Raw genomic sequence first — 21447 nt, forward strand, 5'->3', positions numbered from 1 at the left:
CTTAATCCTGAGCTACTTTAGTAACACGTAGGTTCAATAGTGCTAGCGCGCCAACCAATAGGAAGATAAGCGTTGCAACCGCACTTGCTAGACCGAAGTCTTGACCGCCAGCGCCTTCAAATGCAATGCGGTACGTGTAGCTTACAAGTAAGTCCGTGTAACCTGCCGGCTCCGATGTGCCAATCATGTTAGGACCACCACCCGTTAATAGCTGGATAAGTACAAAGTTGTTGAAGTTAAACGCGAAGCTAGCGATCAGCAATGGCGTTAGTGGCTTAAGCATCATCGGTAGCGTGATGCGAGTAAAGTTGGTGATGAAGTTTGCGCCATCAATAGCTGATGCTTCATAGAGGTCTTCAGGAATGGCTTTTAGTAGACCCATGCAAAGAATCATCATGTAAGGGAAACCTAACCATGTGTTAACCACTAGGATCATGGTTTTCGCCATGAATGGATCAGAGAACCACGCAGGGCTAATACCAAACAACCCTTCTAACAACATGTTGATCTCACCAAAGCTCTGGTTGAAGAGACCTTTAAAGATCAAGATAGAGATAAACGCTGGTACCGCATACGGAAGAATAAGCAGTAATCGGTATGCAGAGCGGCCTTTCAAGGCTTCCCACTGAACGACACTTGCAAGTACTAGACCGATAACCAGTGTACAAACAACGGTCAACGCAGAGAAAACAATCGTCCAGATAAAGATGCTGATGAACGGCTCTTTGATACCATCATCTTTCCAAACACGTTCAAAGTTGTGCGTACCGATGTTTACCACGAAACCTGGAGAAACCGTATTACCAACAAACTGACCATTTTCGTCTACTGGTTGGTAGTAACCCACATCCATATTTGGACGTAGTGTCTCTTGGGTACGATTGTTGTATAGCGTCTCACCATCGTCTTGCAGCGTGTAAAGCGGAACAACAGCCGCAAACTTACGAAGACCGCTCATACGGATGTCATCGCCGTTTGGCAGGTGTAGATCAACACCACTCAAAGCGCTACGGTTTTTAACGATCGTTTTAATCGGTTCTTTATCGCCCGTCGCTTCTGTGATTGGCGCTAAATCTAAGTCTGTCGCAGAGAAGCCTTGCAATTCAAAGGTTGGTGTTGCTAAAAGCGCCTCACCTTTCTTCACTACAATTTGATGACCCTGCTCAGTTTTGTACAGAGTGAACGGGTAGCTATCACCACTTTGGTACGTTCTGTCCATTAAAACGGTCTGCGCACGGTCAAAAGAGAGTTGGTTTTTTGCGCTGTAGTTAGTGAATGCGAGACCTATGGTATAAGCCAAAGGGAAAAGGATGAATAAGATCATCCCCGCAATACCTGGGTAGATATAACGATGAGCGTAGGTCTTTTTACTACCAAAAATAAATAGCGCTAAACCGGTAAGAATGAGCGTAAGGAGTGCAAACGCAATCTCACCACGAGAATACATAAGGATTGTTGCGTAGCCATTGATAATGCCGACTGTGCCTAATAGTGCCCACTTGATAAACACTTTTTTGCTGCTCGGAAGGCTGGCTTCTGGTGCTGTCATAGCATTTGTACCTTGAACTGACTGCATAGGGAACCTGCTAGCGAATATAGGATAAAAGTAGAAAAGTAAGGAGAGGTTGCCCCCTCCTTAAAAAGGGTATTACTGAATTATTTAGTCATTTGTTTTTCTGCATCTGCTAGAGCAGCATCTACAGTTTGACGACCGTCAACAACGTTGATGATAGCGTTCTTAGCAGCACCCCAGAATGCGTTCATTTGTGGGATGTTTGGCATGATTTCGCCGTTCATCGCATTGTCCATTGTTGCAGCGATACGAGTATCTGAATCTAGCTCTTTTTGGAATGAGTTTAGAGCAACCGCGCCTAGTGGCTTATCGTTGTTAACCATACGTAGACCGTCGTTAGTTAGTAGGTAGTTCTCGATGAACTCTACTGCTAGGTCTTTGTTAGGTGATGCAGTGCTGATACCAGCAGTTAAAACACCAACGAATGGCTTAGAAGATTGACCTTGGAATTTAGGTAGTGTTGTTACGCCGTAGTTCACACCAGACTTCTCGATGTTGCCCCATGACCATGGGCCATTGATAGTCATTGCCGCAGTGCCTTGGTTGAACGCAGACTCAGATACTGAGTAATCCATATCTGCAGAGATAACGCCTTTGTCTACAAGACCTTTCACGAAGTTCATTGCGTCTTTCACGCCTTCGTTCGCAATACCAGCATCTTTAACATCGTAGCCAGTTGAAGTGTACTTGAATGCGTAACCGCCATCAGCCGCCATTAGTGGCCATGTGAAGTACGGTTCTTTTAGGTTCCACATGATTGCAGACTTGCCGTCTTTCTTAAGTTTCGCATCTAATGCTGCAACCTCTTCCCATGTTTTAGGTGGGTTTGGAACAAGATCTTTGTTGTAGATAAGAGATAGAGACTCAACCGCTACAGGGTAGCCGATCAGTTTGCCGTCGTAACGAACTGCATCCCATGCGAAATCAACGATGCCTTCTTGAACCTCTTGAGAAGGTTTGATTTCAGCAAGTAGACCAGCTTCTGCATAACCACCGAAACGGTCGTGAGCCCAGAATACGATATCAGGACCATCACCTGTCGCTGCAGTTTGAGGAAACTTGTCTTGTAGGCCGTCTGGGTGAGCCACTGTAACTTTGATACCAGTGTCTTCTTCAAACTTCTTACCAACCTCTGCAAGGCCGTTGTAGCCTTTATCACCGTTGATCCAGATAGTAAGTTGTCCTTCTTCGATGGCAGCGTTTGCACCGAAAGAGCCCAGAGCAACAAGAGTACCTAGTGCTGCAGCGCTTAATTTTTTCATGTTCGTATCCTTTTTATATTTTTGATGTAGGGCTAGTCCATTGAGGTTCAGCCGTATTTCGACATATATCATCTGAAATAATCCTATATGTCTCATCCTCCTAATCCCTACGCCCTTGCAATTATGACGTATTTTCGTGATCTGAATCGCCAAGGGTTAGAGACTCAAATCACAAAATGAATACTTCCTGTGATCGGTTTCAACTTTAGGTCACGCAATAATGTGATTTCAGCCCAACTCTCCCTCTACTCCTCCTTTTTGCCTCCTCCCCGCCTACTCCCCCTACAATTATTTCCACTAGGAGGATGTAGCAATAAGCACAATCTTAGAAACTGCAGTCATCCAAGAGTGGATGGTAAGAACCCTTTCCCAGCAGTACCTACCCTATAGGTTAAAAGATTTGCTGGTTTTGCATTGCCATACGAGCGGAATTGTCATTATTGGTGTTGTTTGTGGTAATTATTTCACGGGGGAGACAACACGAATAATGTGGGGGAGAGAAACTCGTATTTGGCTATGGTGGGTAACGCTCCTGTTCAGGACATTTTGGAGCGTTACCCTGTTTTTCTTACCAACCCCAATAACTTACCGATTCCTACTGTTACTGCTCGCTAGAAAATTCATATAATGATGAGCGGTGAAAAATAAAAATTGATCGAGGACGAGCTACATGGCGAGTGTCACGTTAAAAAATGTTTGTAAAGCGTATGGCGACGTACTGATTTCTAAAAACGTAGATCTAGAAATCCACGAAGGCGAATTCGTGGTTTTCGTTGGTCCATCAGGGTGTGGTAAATCTACCCTTCTACGTTGTATTGCCGGTCTTGAAGACATTACATCAGGTGATTTGTATATTGGTGACGAGCGCATGAACGACGTAGAACCATCCAAACGTGGTGTTGGTATGGTATTCCAGTCTTACGCTCTTTACCCACACCTAAATCTATACGACAACATGTCGTTTGGTCTTAAGCTGGCAAAAGCGGACAAAGCGGAAATCGATAAGCGTGTTGAGCACGCAGCGGAAATCCTTCAGCTGGGTCACTTGTTGGAGCGTCAACCAAAAGCACTATCTGGTGGTCAACGTCAACGTGTCGCCATCGGCCGTACACTTGTTTCTCAGCCAAACGTATTCCTTCTTGATGAGCCACTATCAAACCTAGACGCTGCGCTTCGTGTAAACATGCGTGCGCAAATCACTAAGCTACAACGCCAACTAGGCTGTACCATGATCTACGTAACACACGATCAGGTAGAAGCAATGACAATGGCAGATAAAATCGTGGTTCTTGATGGCGGTTACGTTTCTCAGGTTGGTAAACCTCTGGAGCTTTACCACTACCCACAAAACCGCTTTGTCGCTGGCTTCATCGGCTCACCAAAAATGAACTTCATGAGTGTATTCATTGAAGAAGCCGAAGCAGAGCGCGTAAAAGTACAACTTTCTAATGGTGTGTCGTTCTGGATTCCAGTCGACGGCACAACAGTTAACCGCGGTGACCGTATGTCACTAGGTATTCGTCCAGAGCACCTCATTGAAGCAACAGAAGCTGATGCAGCGATTCACGGCGAAGTGATGATTGTTGAAAAACTTGGTAATGAGACTCAAGTTTACTTGAACCTTGAAGGTGCTGACGCAGATGTTATCTACCGCCAGCCAGACACGTTACCAGTTGATACGGGTGACAAGCTTGAAATCGGTATCCCAGCGCATCGATGCCACTTGTTCCACAGTGATGGTCGTGCGTGTCGTCGCCTACATAAAGAAAATGGCGTAGACTTAGAATAAAATCTCTTTCACCTTTGCTTGCTAACAATCCCTCTCATTCGAGAGGGATTTTTTTATTTCAAAACTATCGTATTAATTTCTCACCTTAAAAATTAATCCAATAGACAATGTTCATCGTCAAACATTAGTTACCTTATCTTACTCCCTGATTAGTACTTTTACCCACCAACCCCCAGTAAGTATTACGTTTTTCCTAACCTGTAAATATTAGCCTAAGGTCTAAATTTCATTCTTATTTCCACTTACCCAAACAGTGCAAATTTTTAAACTTGTTTCGGATATATAAGGGCTCTAGCCCAATCTATTACACAAGCCTTAACAATATAAAGCGTTAACGACACGGATATTGAGAACGACACTCAATGGCGGTAGCGTGTCTAAAGGGAAACTTAAGTTATGAAACACAAAGGACTTATTCGTTCGCATGAGGTGGAGTTTGCTTTTCTATACCGCCTGATTGATCTCGTTGTCATTGTGTCATTTATGCTGCTACTCGTAATGAATGACGTTAACACCTCTATTGAGAAAGACTACGTAATCTTATCATTCGTCGGTAGCATCTCATTTCTGATCATGGCTGAAAGCGGCAAGTTATATCGCTCATGGCGTACAAGCTCGTTCAAAGAGCAAATCTCTATCACGTGCATATCTTGGCTCGTTACCTGTACTTTCCTCTTTATGGTTTTGTACTTCTCTCAAGTTCATCAACTATTTGATAAAAATCTATTAGTCGTTTGGTTCCTGCTTACACCTATCCTCCTTTTATCTTGGCGAAGCGTGTTTCGCGTCGCTTTAGCCTACATGCGCAAACTAGGCTACAACACCAGAACAGCAATCATCATTGGACAAACCCAACATGGTTTAACTTTGGCGAATGAACTAGAAAACCACTCTGAACATGGTGTGCTGTTCGATGGTTTCTACGACGAACGCTCAAAGGACCGATTACCTACGTCAGACTACCCAATCAAAGGCAACGTAAGTTTAGCGCTGGAACGAGCGAAACGTGGTGAGGTCGATTACGTCTATATCGCAATGCCAATGCATGCAAACGAGCGTATCGCGCTATTCCTCAATCAGTTTTCTGATACGACAGCTAATACTTATCTCATCCCTGATTTCTTCACTTATAACCTGTTGCACTCACGTTGGGATCAAATCGGCCAAGTACAAACTCTAAGCGTTTTTGATACCCCCTTCGCAGGGATTTCATCTTGGATTAAACGCCTAGAAGATATTGTTCTCTCTAGCATTATATTGCTTCTAATTTCTCCAGTACTGCTCGCCATTTCAGTCGGGATTAAGCTGACTTCAAAAGGCCCAATCATCTTTAAACAGTTCCGTTACGGGTTGGATGGTCGAAAGATTGCAGTTTGGAAGTTCCGTTCAATGACAACGATGGAACAAGGCAACGATGTAAAACAAGCCACTAAAAACGACCCTCGTATTACGCCTTTCGGTGGATTCCTTCGTCGAACTTCTCTCGACGAACTTCCTCAATTTATCAATGTTCTTCAAGGTACGATGTCAATTGTCGGACCTCGTCCACACGCGGTGTCACACAACGAAGAGTATCGCCAGATTGTCGATCGCTACATGCTGAGACATAAGGTAAAGCCAGGTATTACCGGCTGGGCTCAAATTAATGGTTATCGAGGTGAAACAGACACTCTAGATAAAATGGAAAAGCGCGTTGAATTCGATTTGGACTACATCCACCACTGGTCAGTATGGATGGATCTCAAAATCATTTTCTTAACCATTTTCAAAGGGTTTACAGGTTCCAATGCGTATTAAATTCATCCCAATAAAGAAAGCTCCTGTCATCGCAGCTGTTACCCTCATTTCGGCAGCTGCATCGGCTGAACCGATGGCCTACAAAACAGACTCCGGTATTGAGCTTATTCCTACCGTTGGTTTGTTTTACGAAGGTAATGACAACATCAACAAAGCCGATAGTGGTGAGAACATAGAATCAGTCAACATATGGGGCGTAGAACCTGCTTTGCTGGCCAAAATAGAGCGTAATCAATACCGAGCAAACCTACTCTATAAGCTGAGTGCTGGGTTTTCTTCTGATGATCAGAATGACTACGATGACCACACCTTTCAGTTTACTAATTTCTTTGAGTTCAATCGTCGCAATCATCTTGTTATCGATTATCAATTTCGAGCTCAACATGAAGAAAAAGGTGAGGACTTCACTGAGGGTCAAGGCTCCTTGCTGATTGATCCTGTTGAATTTCATCGCAATGACCTGAGAACAAACTATGTATTTGGTTCTGAGGGTTCAAAAGGAAGGTTCGAAGCTGGCATTGGATATCGAGACAAAACTTACCAAAACTACCGTGAAGGCTTACCCGGAAAGCGAAGCTCAAAGACGAAGTACAACGACTTTCGTTCACCAAATGCCCATTTAGAATTTTATCTACGTGCAACACCGCGAACTTATTGGCTAGTAGGCACTCAACAAGCGAACACAGACTACCTGTCAGACAACCCTTCCTCACCTTCAAAAGACAACTATTCTGGCTTCTATTACACCGGAGCTCAGTGGGAAGTAACAGGTAAAACTAAGGGCATAGCCCGCTTGGGCTATCAGGTGAAGAGCTTCGACAGCGATGAGCGAGAAACCTTTGACGGATTGAGTTGGGACATTGGTTTGGAGTGGCTCCCACAAGAGCAAACCCTGTTTACGGTCAAAACCACCCAAGCGGCAGTTAGCCCTGACCAAGACGGCGATTACAACCTTCAAACACGCTACATATTAGATATAAAACACGATTGGAACAGTTACCTAACAACACGATTAGGGGCTTTGTACCAACAAGATGACTATACCGGTATCACTCGAAATGAAGATCGCTACGCCCTCTCTGCGGGACTCGATTACCACATAAAGCGGTGGGTTTTACTTCAAGCTGACTGGCGATATCAGGACAAGAATTCCAATTGGCAGAATTATAGCTTTGATCAAAACATTTGGGCTCTTAACGCTCGATTTTCTTTATAACAAGGAACGTTAATGAAACTTTTAACCACTTTGTTGAGTTTCGTACTCACCTTGTTCAGTGCTCCGACGTTTTCGGCTGCTAACGAACAGGATTACCAATTAGATACTGGCGACACGATTTCAGTCCAAGTGTATGGCGAAGAAGACCTCACCATTAAAAATATCCTTATCACGTCAGATGGCTACTTTGATTACCCATACCTTGGGCGTATTAAAGCAATCAACAAAACACCAAAACAACTGAAGTATGAAATCGAGACTGGGTTAAAGGGAGATTACCTCATTAATCCAAAGGTGATGGTCACCATCAACAGTTTCCGATTGTTTTATGTCAACGGTGAAGTGAGAAAACCTGGGGGCTTTGAATATCAACCAGGATTGACCATCGAAAAAGCGATAGCACTCGCAGGTGGGTTAACGGATAGAGCTTCCCGTAAAGGCATCAACCTTACTCAACACAATACGGGTAAAACCGTGGAAAGTGTCAGCATGCAACGTTCTGTTGAACCTGGTGACATTGTATTTATCGATCAGAGCTTCTTCTAAATGACAGGCAATTCAATGAACGGAACTCAAGCAAATCATATCCCTTCGAATCACGTTGAGCTAATTCGGTTCGGGCACCACTTCAGAACCCTGAAAAAGAACTGGTTAAGTATTCTTGCTTTTACCATTATCTTTTCTCTCACCTGCACTTGGTATATCTATTCAAAGAAGTCGGTATACCAAGCAACGGCAACCCTACTCATCCAAGAAGAGCAAAAAAGCGCCCTCTCGATCGAAGAAGTGTATGGGGTTGATACCACAAAGAAAGAGTACTTCCAAACTCAAATCGCGATACTGAAATCCAACCACATCGCCGATAAAGTCATCACTCAACTCAACCTAACTAAGCACCCAGAATTCACCAGTGCTAGCGGTATCAAGCAGAAAATTGATGAAATAAAAGCGATTCCTTTTGTACAGGATTTACTGCACGTCGCACCAAACCCCAAGGAAACATCCCAACACAGCAAACCGTACTATCAAGCGCTACAAACTTTTAAAAGAAAGCTTGAGATTGAGCCCGTTCGCAATACCCAATTGGTGAAGATTCGTTTTCGCTCCACCGACCCTCAACTTGCAACCACCGTTGCAAACGCTGTCGGTCAGGCTTACATCGATGCAAATTTCGAAGCTAAACTGGTTGTCACGCAAAATGCGGCAACATGGTTAACCAATAACTCGCAGAAGTTAGAAGAACGCCTTAGAACCTCAGAGCAGGCTCTGCAAGAATTCTTGATGCAAGAAGGGCTAATCGACATTAATGGCATCGATGACATCTATGCTAACGAACTGGAAGAACTCAACCGAAAACTCAACACTGCTGTCAACAACCGAATAGAAGCACAAACATTAATTGAGCTCCTTAAGCGAAAGTCCTCACAGGATTTGGATAGCTTGTTATCTATTGATGAGTTTGCCAACCAAGCGCAAATACGCGATTTAAAACTATCTGAAGCACAAGCGGCGAAAAGCGTATCGGAATTATCACAACGCTACGGCCCGAAACATGATCGTATGATTCAAGCTCAGGCGCAGTTGACATCTATCCAAGCAAGAACGCAGCGACTGATACGTGAAATTTCTTTTAGTAAGCAGCAAGACTTGCTCGCAGCAAAGTCACAAGAAGATCTTTTACGAGCTGAATTGGATCGTAAAAAGTCAGACTTCCAAATGCTTGGATCTCAAAAAGCACGTTACGAGCAACTCAAGCGAGAAGTGGAATCCAACAAAGATCTTTACGAAGCGTTTTTGAATCGTGAAAAAGAAACGAACGCGACAAGCGATTACAAAAATGTCACTGCGCGATTTACTGACCCAGCGATTGTGCCACTCTTCCCTATCGCCCCACAGCGCATGAAGTTGGTTCTAATCGCTACTTTCTTCGGGTTTGCAATTGCTTGCGCGCTTGTGATTCTTTTAGAAACACTTCGCGAAGTCATTCGAACTTCATCTGATGTTCAAGATAAACTTGGCGTCACGTGCCTTGGTACCATTCCAAAGGTCAAAAAACGTAACCTCAGACAAGGAGGCGTTACCTACTCGGCTTATTTAGACCAAGATGAAAAACTGTTTAGTGAAGCTTGCCGCTCGGTAAGAACATCCTTGTTGCTAAGGCTTACGAATACCAATCAGAAAGTACTGCCTTTCACCTCTGCAATACCAGAAGAGGGTAAGACATCCACCAGCATCAATATGGCCGTATCCTTTTCAACGATGGAGAGAGTACTGCTTATTGATTGTGACTTGCGCAGACCATCACTAGCAAAACGATTCAATATTCCAGAGTCAAATCCTGGCCTCACAAACATCCTGACTATGGACACCCCTTTGAGAGATTGCATTGTACGGAATGAAGAAGCGAATTTAGATGTACTGCCGGCAGGGATCATTCCACCAAACCCACAGGAGTTACTGGCATCAGACCGCTTCGATAAATTGTTGAGCCATCTAAAGGACAAATACGATCGCATCATTATTGATACGCCACCATTGCTGTCTGTTAGTGACGCCTTAATCCTAGGTCAACAAGCTAACGGTCTGATCACGGTTATCCGTTCAGAATCCACTAAAGCATCACTGGTTAATATAGCGTTATCCAAGCAAATTCAACACTCGATACCATCTCTTGGTGTTCTTATCACTCAGGCGAAATCTAAGGAAGGAGAAGCGCTTTATGTCCAAAAATACGCCTACTAATCATTCTATGCAGTGGTATCAGATTCTTAAAAGCCAAGAAAAACCGATCCTTATTTATCAGATGGGCAAAGTAGGTTCGAGCGCACTAGAAAAATCCATTCCAAACTCGCTTCATTTGCATGATTTGATGTCAATTGAAGCAGGAAAGCAGATTTCACCCGTGCGGGCACAACTCCATAAGCCCGTCACTAACCTTGTTAAACGCACATTAAAACGAGCCGTCATGTGCAATATGCTCAAACGTAAGGAACAGGTTCGTATTATTTCCTTAGTTCGTGAACCCGTTGGACGAAACGTCTCGATGTTTTTTCAGTCGTTACCGTTTTGGATGGCAGACAAGTACCTCAAAGATGACAGCGCGGTACGCTCTGAGCGTCCTCAGCTACTTCATGAAGCATTCGAAGAGCATGTTAATCACCAATATCCTCTTGAGTGGTTCGATAATGAAATCAAAGCACTGACAGGCATTGATGTTTTTGTTCAACCATTTGATCACCAACTTGGTTACCAGACTTATCAAAATCGTAATTTTTCACTCATGGTGGTTCGCATCGACAAGCTGGATCAATCGCAACAAGCGATCAGCGAGTTTTTGCAACAAGACGTAGAAGTTGTGCATGAAAATCAGGCCGACAATAAATGGTATTCACCGTTGATTAAAGAGTTTAAAAGCTCATACCAACCCAAACCTGAATTCGTCGAAGAAATGCTGTCCTCCAAGTTAACACAACATTTCTTTACCGCACCAGAAATCGAAACGTTGAAGAAAAAATACTTAACGGCTTAACCATGACAACAAAAATACTACACATTATCAATGACCTATCCAAGAATGGTGGTGCACAAAAGTTTCTCGTCGATCTCGTCATGGAACACGGGCCAGAGTATGAAATCAAAGTCCTAGTATTATGCGATGACAACGACTATTTGGATCAACTTTCCGCACAAGGAGTCGTTTGCTTCAACTGGCAAGCACTCTCCCTTAAAGAAAGGTGGTCGGTATTGCGTTGGCCAGATTTAGTGCACGGCCATCTTTACCCCTCAATCTACCTTGCTTTATTGGCGTTTGGAAAAAAACGTATTCAAACCGAACACTGCTCTTACAATCGTCGTCGCGACTACCCACTATTTAAATTCTTAGAATACATCCTTTATAGAGGCCATGACCTGACTGTCAGCATCAGTGAAAAAGTGCAAGAAGAGTTGGTTAAGTTTATGCCTCATTATCAACACAAATATCGTGTGGTTCACAACGGAGTAGACCTTGAACGCTTCCCGATGAAGGTGAAAACTGAGAGCCAACTTGCTCAGAAAAGCGTGATTAACATCGGTATGGTTGGCCGACTGCATGAACATAAGGATCATGAAACGCTTATCCGTTCTGTTGCACTATTGCCTCACAATTATGAGCTACACCTTGCTGGCGATGGAGCAAAGCGACATGAATTAGAGTCGTTGTGCCAACAACTCAATATTGTAGAGCGTGTTCATTTTCATGGCGTAGTTTCTGATATCCCCGCCTTTCTTTCTAATATGGACGTTTATGTCCAGTCATCACATGTTGAAGGCTTTGGTCTTGCTGCGGTCGAAGCGATGGCGGCAGGTTTGCCTGTACTTTCTTCTGATGTACCCGGGCTGGATGAGGTCATGGGTAACAAGGAATATTTGTTCACTGTCGGTGCGTCAGAGCAATTAGCAGAAAAGATCGCTCAACTATGCAACACGACCGGACTCTACGACCACGCCAGTGAATATTCCGTGAATCGAGCCAAGCTATACACAATCGATAAATTCCGAGATGGTTACTATGGTCTTTACCAGCAACTCTGCACCAGCAAGTAACCGTGTGTCGCTGCTTGCTGCGATTGCCCTAGCTCTATTCTTCGTGCCGATAAAGGTTGGATTTGGAGGGGTTACTTTAGCACCATCAGATATTGCGAGCTTGCTGTCGCTGGGGTTTGCTGCACTGGTTGTCCTTGAAGGAAAAGCGCATCAGTTGTTCCACCCAGGAATTGGATTCTTGCTGTTATTTACCAGCTACGTGTTTGTTAATGGCATGCTGAATCGCGTACCTATCTTCTCCTTAATCACAGAGACCGTTCAATGGGTTGCAATACTCAGTTTATTGGGGGTGTTATACGCCTATGGTGTATTTAGCGATGAACGAGTGATGGTGTACTTCACCTATTGCTTGCTGATCATTTGCGCTCTCGTCGCAGCGTGGCACTTTGCGCAAGGTTACCACAGCGGTTTTAAGCTTCTTGGCGTCAGTAAATACGCTTTTGGTGTTCTTTGCTCCCTTCTCTATTTATATCGAGCACGAATCAAAGCTTTCCCTGTTTTAATGCTGCTTGCGTTTGCTCTACTGCTCATGTCGCAAGAAAGGAAAGCACTGCTAGGTTTCTGTTTGTTAGTCTTCATCGACCAGCTTTTTATTAAACGATTAATCCGTCAAACCCTCAACGAAACGTATGCATGGACGGTGTTACTCGTTAGCACTTTGATTATCTTAGCGACGATATCCGCCGCACTCTATTTTGGGTTTGAACAATTGGCGGATAAGCTTGAAATAACCCAAGAGGACATTCTGTTCGCCAACCAAAGTGAGGCTCGCTGGGTTTCCAATTTACACCGTAAATTACTGTTGGCAAACGGCCTCGACATCTTACTTGAGCATCCTATTTTGGGCGTCGGAGCAAAGATGCTGCCTCATTATATGATTCATTATTTCAACTACGACGAGTTGGCTATTTATACCCACAATTTCATTCTCGACACTTCAATAGAGTATGGCTTACTCGGCATTGTCTTACTATTTGGTGGTTACTTCCACTTTATGAAGCAATGCTTCAAGGCATTGAAAGTAAACAGAAAAAGCTTATTGCTTTCTATTTACGCTCTGGTGATGGTTTTTTTCGTAGCGGTGAATACCACCATCATTTTAATACTTTTACTACCCGTCATGATCAGTAAAAAACGGCATTATAGTCGTCAGATAGAACCTCTTAAACAACCTGATCATAACGATCAAACTGAATTACCGATTCCGCCTATAACCAACAACTAATCACACCGCGGAACAACGAATTTAAAGTTATCAAGGATAGGATAAATGAAATATTCAATCTCTCGACAATTTGAAAAAAACCGAGAACTTCAAGCAGACAATTTTGTGTTGGTTTATCAAATGGGCAAAGTAGGTTCGTCCTCAATTGAACACACGTTAGGTGAACGAAAAATCCCGAGTTACCACATTCATACTTTTGATGATCATGAAGAATTCCACATGTATCACAACAAAAAGGACGTAAGTAAGTTCTTTGATTTTAAGAACCGCACCATGTACCGCCTAGTACTCAACAAGCGTAAGCGCATTCTACAAAAGCGTGAACATATTAAGATCGTTACGCTAGTTCGAGATCCTATCGCGACAGTATTTTCTCGTTTTTTCCAAGACTTACACCTCCAATTTATTGAAGGAAAGAAAAATGATGCCATCCATCGTGATATGGATGTTACGTATAAGCACATCGAACATTGTTTCGATAACTACATCAATCTTAACTACTTTGCTAACTGGTTTGATAACGAACTGAAGCGCAATTTCAATATTGATGTTTTACGTCAAGATATTGATAACACGAAACCGTTCTATACATTCGACAATGAGAAAGCGAGTGTCATTCTGATCAAATGTGAGCAACTTAGCTCTCTAGACCAAGAAATCGGTGAGTTTCTTCAGCTTGACAAATTCGTGCTTAAAAACAGCAACGAAGCAAAAAACAAATGGTACTCCAATATCCACCAATACTTTAAAGAACGTTACGATTTCTCAAAGCTTTTCTATATGTATGACCTCCCTTTATACCGCCACGTTTACTCTGAGCAAGAGCGCGAAGCATTCAAAAATAAATGGAAGCAAACACCAGGGACAAAGTCATAATGAAAAAAGTACTACATATTACTGAAGCGTTCGGTGGTGGTGTTCAAACAGCGCTATACAGTTATGTACATTCCTCCCGCACCGAGCCTTACGAACACTCCTTACTTGCTCGTGCACGCTCAAACGACATGACTAATGAATCCAGTAATCACGTATTCAAGCAAACAAAGTGGGTTGAAGGTGGCTTATGGCAGTTTATGAAAGACGCCAATGCGCTTATTGCTGAATTAAAGCCAGACATTGTTCATTTGCATTCAAGCAAAGCCGGCTTCCTCGGACGATTCTTGAAACTTGGTCGTTCTCGTCTAGTCTACACGCCACATTGCTATGCATTTGAACGTGAAGATATTTCAAATTTTTCCCGCAACCTCTACAAAACGTTAGAAAAAATATCACTCAATAAGATCGATGTTGTAGCAGGTTGCAGTCAAAGAGAATGCGACCTCGCAGTAAGTATCGGAGCTAAACGTGCGGAACTACTGAATAACTACGTCACTTATAACAGTGAAACACGCGCTAGAAGCCCACAAAAAGACAAGCTAAAACTTGTTGTGCTCGGTCGTGTTGCACCTCAAAAAGACCCTCAGTTTTTGATTGAAACTCTCGCCTCCCTAGAACCAAACCATCTAAACCGAGAGTTCGACATCACTTGGATTGGTGGTGGTGATATTGAGCTCGAAGATCAACTACGTGAGATAGGTATAACGGTCACTGGAATGATTCCACGAAATGAAGTGGTCAACTTGCTGAAAAGTTCAGATATGTATCTGCATACCGCTGCTTGGGAAGGCATGCCTTTGACCATTTTGGAAGCGGCAAAATTACACCTACCTATGGTCATTCGATCAATCGGTGCTACTAAAGATCTTAATTATCCATTCTTAGCACAAACCCCTCAAGACATGGCGAAGCAGCTGACACACTGCATTAATCATTACCATGACATTGACTTCAACCAGTACACGGTCGGTTTAAATGAAGCGTTCAGTGAAGAGAAGCAACGCTTAGCGCTAAACAGTATCTACAGCTAAGGTTTTTTATGCTTCAATCGATTAATCAAAAACTTCAAAACTTGCCAAGTGACAAAAAGCAATTTTTCTCACTTGGTGCTGCAACGGCGATAGTGAAAGCCCTCGCTGCTTTCTTCGCTTTCTTGTTGACCCTCGTGGTTTCAAGATATTCAAACACGACCACAGCGGGTCAGTTTTTTTATCTGTTTAACCTTGTCTCATTAGTCGCAATCATTGCTCAGCTCGGTTTTAATATTTCGTTAGTAAAATTCAACGCAATCGCATTTAAAAATCAAAACCGTCACGAGCAGAGTAACAATTACCGAATCGCACTTGCCCGCAGCTTGCTCTTTTGTGTCGCCGTTTGTTCTTTGCTATATCTAGCCTTTACAACATTTCCTGAACAACTCAATACGACTCAAGCCTCGAATTTCTCTTTAGCGCTTGCCATTATTGCGATTCCTCTTCTCGTTATTGGCCAAACCAACAGTCGCGTCCTACAAGCATCAAGAAAAGTCATTACTTCTCTGATTGCATTGCAGCTTGGCGTAAGCTTTCTAATGGTGGCTTTGATTATCTTTGCCAAAGACGTTTATCCAATCAGTACCGACGTGCTAATGGTGTTGTTTTTAGTCGCTACCACCGTAGTCGCTATCCATTCAACATTAAAATGGCTTCGCTCAGGTGAATACCAACACGGAAGTACCAAACATAATCCGGAACTTACCTATTCAGCAAATCAAGTTTGGGTTGGCAGTATTTTCACTAACCTCGTTCAGTGGGGAAGCCTCGTCATTGCGGGCTTTTTTATTTCGACGTCAGATCTCGGTTTACTTGCAGCAGCACAAAGAACCTCATTGTTGATTGGCTTTGTTCTTGTCACCATCAACTTTGTTGTTGCGCCTATGTTTGCCTCACTCTACAAAGAGGGCAAAATGGACCGACTACGCAATCTAAGCCGCCTTGCATGTCGAGCAAACATTGGGGCTGCGATTCTCCCCGTCATCATTTGTGTGTTATTCCCTGAATTCATCATGCAACTGTTTGGTAAAGAGTTTATTGCTGCTGCACCTCTATTATTGGCCTTATCTCTGGGGCAATTGATTAATGTCGCGACGGGTTCCGTTGGTTTCTTACTGTTAATGAGCGGCCATGAAAAGACCATGAAATACATCACCATTGTCTCTGGTGTTATTTCCATTGCGCTACTGATTTTACTTTCAAACGGTTACGGCGTTCTGGGGGCTGCATGGGCTATGGCGATAGGGTTAGCCATTCAAAACTTGGCGGCTCTTTATTTTGTTAAACGTCATCTAGGCTTCTTTCCTGTGGGGTAAATATGACCAATACAATTGCTCGACTAAGCTTCGCTGCGGTACTGTTGTTGACGGTGTCTTTATCACTTTGGAAAAGCTCAGATATAGACCACAGCGTTTATCAAGAACTGGAGAGCTATGTGGGCGGCTCCAGTACATTACACTTTACGTTCAGTCTTTTAATCGGATTTCTCGCCGTATTTAATTTCCCTAAATGGGTAAGCGCAACAAAAGCGGACATGTTTGGCATCCGCCTTCTTATATTATTGCTTTGCATTGTATCGTTAGAAGAGCTCAGCCAGTTGTTTATCGCCACTCGTTCATTCGGTTTTGAAGATCTTAGTACTAACTGGATAGGTATTATCTTGGGCTATTTCTGTGCCAAGTTTATAAAGCTCTTTGCTAATCATTAGCTTTTTAGGCCTATTCATCACTCTAAAATGACAAACTTCACGCCTGTCCTCCACAGGCGTTATACTCTCTCTATCCTTTCTCCATTCTGTACAGCGCCTTGATTTTAAAAAGAACACTTTCTCGAATTGCATTCAAATCCGCTATTGCCTTAGTTGCTGCGCTCTTGTGCCTAACACAAGTACAAGCACAGGAAGACAAACTCACCGTCATCAACAGTTATATCGACGATCTCTTCACATACAACAAAGCCATGGGCAGCTTCACTATTTTGGATAAAGGTAACGTGATGTTGGACAAACAAACTGGTTACTCAAACCGTAAAGTTGGTTTATTAGCCAGCCGTGGTTATGTTCCTGCAGACAGCTCAAGCCCATACAAAGTGGCATCTATCTCCAAAACCATGACGGCTACCATGGTGATGCAGTTAATTGAAGCAAATAAGCTTAGTTTGAACACCAAACTGAACGACTTCTTTCCTGAGATTAGCAACGCTGAGAACATCAGCATCAGAGATTTGCTCCAACACCGCTCTGGGTTGGTGAACTTTATTGATGAACCCGACTTTCTGAGTTACTACGCAAAGCCTCAAACGCAAGCACAAATGATTGCGAGGTTGGCAGCGCTACCCTCTAACTTTCCACCAGGCAGTCAATATGAATACTCAAACGCAAATTACCTTTTGCTAGGCTATATCATTGAAAAAGTGACGGGAAAGAGCTTTGACGAGGTACTCCGCGCTCAAATCACGCAACCATTGAACTTAACGCACACTCAGTATTGCCTTGATCTCAAGGCGTGCGATATTCACATTACTTCGTTCTATTACTGGAACAACGCATGGGTTGCAGTCACACCGCACTGGTCGCCAACCGTAGCAGGTGCAGCGGCGATCATTACGTCAACAACACTCGATGTTTCTCGGTTTATTCGGGCACTGTTCCAAGGTGAGTTGCTCCCGAAAGAAGCAGTGCAAATGATGACGAAGGAGTATTTTGGTATTTACAGCCCTGAATACTCGCAACTGGAACGCTATGGACACGATGGCATCTTGGAAGGTTATCGCTCGTCAATGTTGTACTTCCCCAAACAAGATGTTGCGATAGTCATCTCAATCAACGGACTTCATGAAACTTATGACGACATTGTGAGAAATATTGTCGGTTTGTACTTTGATGAGAAGGTTGAATTGCCAGATTATGACCGCCCAAACATGACAATGAATGAAGGGCAACTTAAGGCCTTCACTGGAACATACAAAGCCTTGGATGGCAAAAAGGTAGTAGAGGTGTTCATTGATGATGGGGCATTAAAAGCTCAGATGGTAGGTCAACCTTCATTTACTTTCATTCCAATGACGGAAAACGAGTTCGAGAACAAAGCTTTCGGCATCATTTTAACCTTCAGCCCTGTCAAAAATGAACAGGGAAAGACCAATAACGTTAAAGCGAAAAGTGGCAATCATACTGAGACCTACTACCGACTGCGCTCCTCGAAATAGCGACTCATCGCAGGTTTCCTCGGTTAGCACTTTTTTGGATATTTTTCTTAGAGGGCGAGATATACTCTCGCCCTATTACATTAATATGAGCATCGGTTATGCCTTCACATCCAACTAAAATCACCTTCTTTGAATTCCTAACACCACTTATCACTGCGGGTAAAAAGACAATCACGATTCGTGATGAATCAGAAAGCCACTACGTGCCAAACACTGAAGTGGAAGTGTTCACCCTAGAAACAGACCGCAAGGTGTGTGACATCAAAATCCTATCAGTGGCACCACTGAAGTTTGATGACATCAACGAGTTCCACGCAGAACAAGAAGCGATTGAACTGCCAAAACTGAAAGAGCTTATTCGCGAGATCTATCCGAATATCGATGAGCTGTATGTGATTGAATACGAACTGATCAAGTAAGAACCACAATTTACTAGACGACTGGTCTAATCGCTTTTATAGTATTGCTCATGAACGCAAAAACGAACGATACACGTCAACACATTCTCGATGTCGGCTACCAATTGGTAGTGACCAAAGGTTTTACGAGCGTTGGGCTCTCAGAACTTTTAAAGGCAGCGGATGTGCCGAAAGGCTCTTTCTACCATTACTTTAAGTCGAAAGAGCAATTTGGTGAGGCATTGATTGAAGATTACTTCTCTCGCTACCTTAAGATGATCACAGCCCACTTTACTGAAAGTGAAGGCTCTGGTTGCGACCGCCTTTTGAACTATTTCGAACGCTGGATGGCGATTGAAAATGGCCAATGTAACGCCAACAAATGCTTGGTCGTGAAGTTGAGTGCTGAAGTCTCTGATCTTTCAGAAGCAATGCGCGTAAAACTGGCTTCGGGTGCGACTCAAGTGGTGAAAGCCATCGAAGATTGTGTCCAAGCGGGCATTGAAGACGGCTCAATCCAAGTTGAGTCAGCAGAACAAACCGCCCACTTGATTTACCATCAATGGATTGGCGCAAGCTTACTCAACAAACTGTATCAGGATCGTTCCGGTTTAATGCGTAGCTTTGAGAGCACTCAAAGTATGCTAAAAGGCAAATAACGAACCACACTTAATCCGCCTTATCTTTACCCAAAAAGTACGGCGGATTTTTTAGGAATCAAAACTAGACGACTGGTCTAATAATTAATATAGGAACTTACCATGACCCAAACGCTCAACCGTCAAATCGTATTGGCTAACCGTCCAAAAGGTTCGCCAGTCCCAGAGAACTTCCGTTTAGAACAGGCTGCCATCCCTACCCCGAGTGAAGGTGAAGTGCTTTTACGTAGCGTGTACCTGTCTCTTGACCCATATATGCGCGGCCGTATGAATGAAGGCAAATCCTACGCTGATCCTGTAGAGCTAAACGATGTGATGGTTGGCGGAACCGTTTGTCAGGTGGTGGAATCGAAGAACTCCGACTTCCAAACTGGCGAATGGGTGGTAGCTTACACAGGCTGGCAAGATTACGCGCTATCTAACGGCGAAGGTCTGTTTAAATTAGGCAGCAAGCCGACGCATCCGTCTTATGCCCTCGGTGTGCTTGGTATGCCTGGTTTTACCGCTTATGTGGGTTTATTGGAAATTGGTCAGCCCAAAGCTGGCGATACCCTAGTTGTCGCAGCTGCAACCGGTGCGGTGGGCTCTATGGTTGGTCAAATTGGTAAGCTAAAAGGTTGTCGTGTAATCGGTGTCGCAGGTGGCACAGAGAAGTGTCAGTACGCAAAAGAGACCCTAGGCTTTGATGAATGTCTTGATCACACCGCAGATGACTTTGCAGAGCAGCTAGCAGCAACATGCGACAAAGGTATTGATGTCTACTTTGAAAACGTCGGCGGTAAAGTCTTTGATGCCGTGTTACCTCTGCTAAATGTCGGCGCTCGCGTGCCACTTTGTGGTTTGATTTCTCAATACAACGCGACAGCATTACCAGAAGGTCCAGATCGTATGTCGATGCTGATGGGTAACATTCTGGTTAAACGCATCAAGATGCAAGGCTTCATCATTTTTGACCACTATGAGCAAAGCTACACAAACTTCGTCAAAGAGGTAAGCCAATGGCTAGCAGAAGGCAAAATCCACTATCGCGAACATCTAGTAGAAGGTTTAGAAAACGCGCCAGAGGCATTCATCGGTCTACTGGAAGGTAAAAACTTCGGCAAGCTTGTTATTCAAACTAATCAACCTGTATAAGAAAGGATTCTTCTATGATTAAACTGCATCATTTAAACCAGTCTCGCTCAAAACGCATCATTTGGTTGTTAGAAGAATTGGGGGTGGATTATGAGATCGTGCCTTACCTTCGTGACAGCGTCACCTTCCTTGCACCACCTGAGCTCAAGAGCATTCACCCACTCGGCAAGTCACCTGTATTGGAAGATGGCGACGAGATCGTTACAGAGTCTGGTGCTATCACTGAATACTTAATTGAAAAGTATGCAGATGGACGTTTTGTACCAGAGCGTGGCAGCAAAGCTTACACACAGTACATTCAATGGCTGCATTTTGCAGAGAGCTCAGCCATGGTTCCCCTGCTGCTCAAGATGTTTGTAGCTAAAGATGGCGCACAGACCAATTTCCTTGCGGACTACGCCGATGCGGAAACCATGAAAGTCATGAGCTACGTTGATCAAAGCCTAGAAGGGAAAACCTACTTTGTAGAAGAGCGGCTAACAGGCGCGGATTTCATGATGTCTTTTGTCGTCGATATCCTAAACAAGTTTGGCGTCATTGAGCGCTTCCCAAACATCCAACGTTATGGCGCACAGCTCGCGACTCACCCTGCGTTTACTAAAGCAGAAGAACTTGAAGTGAAATTCGGTTAATCGAGTTGAGGCCTTCTCAAACCGTTGAGAATTTCTGTCTATTTCAAGGATCTTTGAAATAGAC

The 21447-nt window shown here is 43.7% G+C and carries 19 protein-coding genes; 17 read left to right on the plus strand and 2 right to left on the minus strand.

Going from position 1 to position 21447, the window contains the following annotated elements; translation table 11 throughout:
- Position 1: 1 nt before the first annotated feature.
- On the minus strand, positions 2-1576 hold the full coding sequence (malF, locus tag VJL_RS10640) for a maltose ABC transporter permease MalF (protein WP_038867214.1): 1575 nt from the start codon (positions 1574-1576) through the stop codon (positions 2-4).
- An 80-nt stretch (positions 1577-1656) separates the two neighbouring features.
- The gene (gene malE / locus VJL_RS10645; protein ID WP_038877780.1) at positions 1657-2835 is read right to left on the minus strand and encodes a maltose/maltodextrin ABC transporter substrate-binding protein MalE; all 1179 of its coding nucleotides are present in this window, start codon (positions 2833-2835) and stop codon (positions 1657-1659) included.
- 670 nt (positions 2836-3505) lie between these two features.
- Here malE and malK point away from each other — a divergent pair.
- From malK to VJL_RS10730, 17 genes are all read left to right on the plus strand, one after another.
- Positions 3506-4624, plus strand: coding sequence for a maltose/maltodextrin ABC transporter ATP-binding protein MalK (malK, locus tag VJL_RS10650; RefSeq protein ID WP_038877782.1), 1119 nt, complete (start codon positions 3506-3508; stop codon positions 4622-4624).
- A gap of 396 nt (positions 4625-5020) precedes the next feature.
- Entirely contained in the window at positions 5021-6421 is a 1401-nt protein-coding gene (locus VJL_RS10655; RefSeq protein ID WP_038867206.1) for an undecaprenyl-phosphate glucose phosphotransferase, read from the plus strand.
- Positions 6411-7637 carry an outer membrane beta-barrel protein gene (locus VJL_RS10660; RefSeq protein WP_038877784.1) on the plus strand — a complete coding sequence of 409 codons (1227 nt, stop codon included), beginning with the start codon at positions 6411-6413 and terminating at the stop codon, positions 7635-7637. The genes VJL_RS10655 and VJL_RS10660 overlap by 11 nt, the downstream gene beginning before the upstream one ends.
- Positions 7638-7649: 12 nt before the next feature.
- Positions 7650-8183 carry a polysaccharide biosynthesis/export family protein gene (locus tag VJL_RS10665; RefSeq protein ID WP_038867203.1) on the plus strand — a complete coding sequence of 178 codons (534 nt, stop codon included), beginning with the start codon at positions 7650-7652 and terminating at the stop codon, positions 8181-8183.
- A complete protein-coding gene (locus VJL_RS10670; RefSeq protein ID WP_038877786.1) occupies positions 8184-10379 on the plus strand; it encodes a GumC family protein in 2196 nt (731 codons plus the stop codon). It begins immediately after the preceding gene.
- Positions 10357-11166 (plus strand): putative capsular polysaccharide synthesis family protein, encoded by an 810-nt coding sequence (locus tag VJL_RS10675; RefSeq protein WP_038867200.1) that lies wholly within the window; start codon positions 10357-10359, stop codon positions 11164-11166. The genes VJL_RS10670 and VJL_RS10675 overlap by 23 nt, the downstream gene beginning before the upstream one ends.
- A gap of 2 nt (positions 11167-11168) precedes the next feature.
- Positions 11169-12221, plus strand: a complete 1053-nt coding sequence (locus VJL_RS10680) for a glycosyltransferase (RefSeq protein ID WP_038877788.1) — start codon at positions 11169-11171, stop codon at positions 12219-12221.
- Entirely contained in the window at positions 12187-13446 is a 1260-nt protein-coding gene (locus tag VJL_RS10685) for an O-antigen ligase family protein (protein WP_038877790.1), read from the plus strand. The genes VJL_RS10680 and VJL_RS10685 overlap by 35 nt, the downstream gene beginning before the upstream one ends.
- 45 nt (positions 13447-13491) lie before the next feature.
- Positions 13492-14322 carry a putative capsular polysaccharide synthesis family protein gene (locus VJL_RS10690; RefSeq protein ID WP_038867197.1) on the plus strand — a complete coding sequence of 277 codons (831 nt, stop codon included), beginning with the start codon at positions 13492-13494 and terminating at the stop codon, positions 14320-14322.
- On the plus strand, positions 14322-15353 hold the full coding sequence (locus VJL_RS10695; RefSeq protein ID WP_038877792.1) for a glycosyltransferase: 1032 nt from the start codon (positions 14322-14324) through the stop codon (positions 15351-15353). The genes VJL_RS10690 and VJL_RS10695 overlap by 1 nt, the downstream gene beginning before the upstream one ends.
- An 8-nt stretch (positions 15354-15361) precedes the next feature.
- A complete protein-coding gene (locus tag VJL_RS10700) occupies positions 15362-16669 on the plus strand; it encodes an oligosaccharide flippase family protein (RefSeq protein ID WP_038877794.1) in 1308 nt (435 codons plus the stop codon).
- A 2-nt stretch (positions 16670-16671) separates the two neighbouring features.
- Entirely contained in the window at positions 16672-17061 is a 390-nt protein-coding gene (locus VJL_RS10705; RefSeq protein WP_038867193.1) for a VanZ family protein, read from the plus strand.
- 98 nt (positions 17062-17159) lie between these two features.
- Positions 17160-18560, plus strand: a complete 1401-nt coding sequence (locus tag VJL_RS10710) for a serine hydrolase domain-containing protein (protein WP_038877796.1) — start codon at positions 17160-17162, stop codon at positions 18558-18560.
- A 98-nt stretch (positions 18561-18658) separates the two neighbouring features.
- Positions 18659-18979 (plus strand): N(4)-acetylcytidine aminohydrolase, encoded by a 321-nt coding sequence (gene yqfB, locus VJL_RS10715; RefSeq protein ID WP_038867188.1) that lies wholly within the window; start codon positions 18659-18661, stop codon positions 18977-18979.
- 50 nt (positions 18980-19029) lie between these two features.
- On the plus strand, positions 19030-19617 hold the full coding sequence (locus VJL_RS10720) for a TetR/AcrR family transcriptional regulator (protein ID WP_038877799.1): 588 nt from the start codon (positions 19030-19032) through the stop codon (positions 19615-19617).
- Positions 19618-19719: 102 nt separating this feature from the next.
- Positions 19720-20751, plus strand: a complete 1032-nt coding sequence (gene curA, locus VJL_RS10725; RefSeq protein ID WP_038877800.1) for an NADPH-dependent curcumin/dihydrocurcumin reductase — start codon at positions 19720-19722, stop codon at positions 20749-20751.
- A gap of 14 nt (positions 20752-20765) precedes the next feature.
- Positions 20766-21383, plus strand: a complete 618-nt coding sequence (locus VJL_RS10730) for a glutathione S-transferase family protein (protein WP_038877802.1) — start codon at positions 20766-20768, stop codon at positions 21381-21383.
- The last annotated feature ends 64 nt before the right edge of the window (positions 21384-21447 follow it).

Origin of the sequence: Vibrio jasicida CAIM 1864 = LMG 25398, from assembly GCF_000400365.1 — a bacterium.
Classification (GTDB): Bacteria; Pseudomonadota; Gammaproteobacteria; order Enterobacterales; family Vibrionaceae; genus Vibrio; species Vibrio jasicida.

Bases quoted from the DNA above. Each gene is read 5' to 3' on its own strand.
- VJL_RS10680 (WP_038877788.1), top strand. From the start codon at position 11,169: ATGACAACAAAAATACTACACATTATCAATGACCTATCCAAGAATGGT.
- VJL_RS10675 (WP_038867200.1), top strand. From the start codon at position 10,357: ATGTCCAAAAATACGCCTACTAATCATTCTATGCAGTGGTATCAGATT.
- VJL_RS10720 (WP_038877799.1), top strand. From the start codon at position 19,030: ATGAACGCAAAAACGAACGATACACGTCAACACATTCTCGATGTCGGC.
- VJL_RS10730 (WP_038877802.1), top strand. From the start codon at position 20,766: ATGATTAAACTGCATCATTTAAACCAGTCTCGCTCAAAACGCATCATT.
- VJL_RS10670 (WP_038877786.1), top strand. From the start codon at position 8,184: ATGACAGGCAATTCAATGAACGGAACTCAAGCAAATCATATCCCTTCG.
- VJL_RS10660 (WP_038877784.1), top strand. From the start codon at position 6,411: ATGCGTATTAAATTCATCCCAATAAAGAAAGCTCCTGTCATCGCAGCT.
- VJL_RS10655 (WP_038867206.1), top strand. From the start codon at position 5,021: ATGAAACACAAAGGACTTATTCGTTCGCATGAGGTGGAGTTTGCTTTT.
- curA (WP_038877800.1), top strand. From the start codon at position 19,720: ATGACCCAAACGCTCAACCGTCAAATCGTATTGGCTAACCGTCCAAAA.
- yqfB (WP_038867188.1), top strand. From the start codon at position 18,659: ATGCCTTCACATCCAACTAAAATCACCTTCTTTGAATTCCTAACACCA.
- malK (WP_038877782.1), top strand. From the start codon at position 3,506: ATGGCGAGTGTCACGTTAAAAAATGTTTGTAAAGCGTATGGCGACGTA.
- VJL_RS10665 (WP_038867203.1), top strand. From the start codon at position 7,650: ATGAAACTTTTAACCACTTTGTTGAGTTTCGTACTCACCTTGTTCAGT.
- VJL_RS10685 (WP_038877790.1), top strand. From the start codon at position 12,187: ATGGTCTTTACCAGCAACTCTGCACCAGCAAGTAACCGTGTGTCGCTG.
- VJL_RS10695 (WP_038877792.1), top strand. From the start codon at position 14,322: ATGAAAAAAGTACTACATATTACTGAAGCGTTCGGTGGTGGTGTTCAA.
- VJL_RS10700 (WP_038877794.1), top strand. From the start codon at position 15,362: ATGCTTCAATCGATTAATCAAAAACTTCAAAACTTGCCAAGTGACAAA.
- VJL_RS10690 (WP_038867197.1), top strand. From the start codon at position 13,492: ATGAAATATTCAATCTCTCGACAATTTGAAAAAAACCGAGAACTTCAA.
- VJL_RS10705 (WP_038867193.1), top strand. From the start codon at position 16,672: ATGACCAATACAATTGCTCGACTAAGCTTCGCTGCGGTACTGTTGTTG.
- malE (WP_038877780.1), bottom strand. From the start codon at position 2,835: ATGAAAAAATTAAGCGCTGCAGCACTAGGTACTCTTGTTGCTCTGGGC.
- malF (WP_038867214.1), bottom strand. From the start codon at position 1,576: ATGCAGTCAGTTCAAGGTACAAATGCTATGACAGCACCAGAAGCCAGC.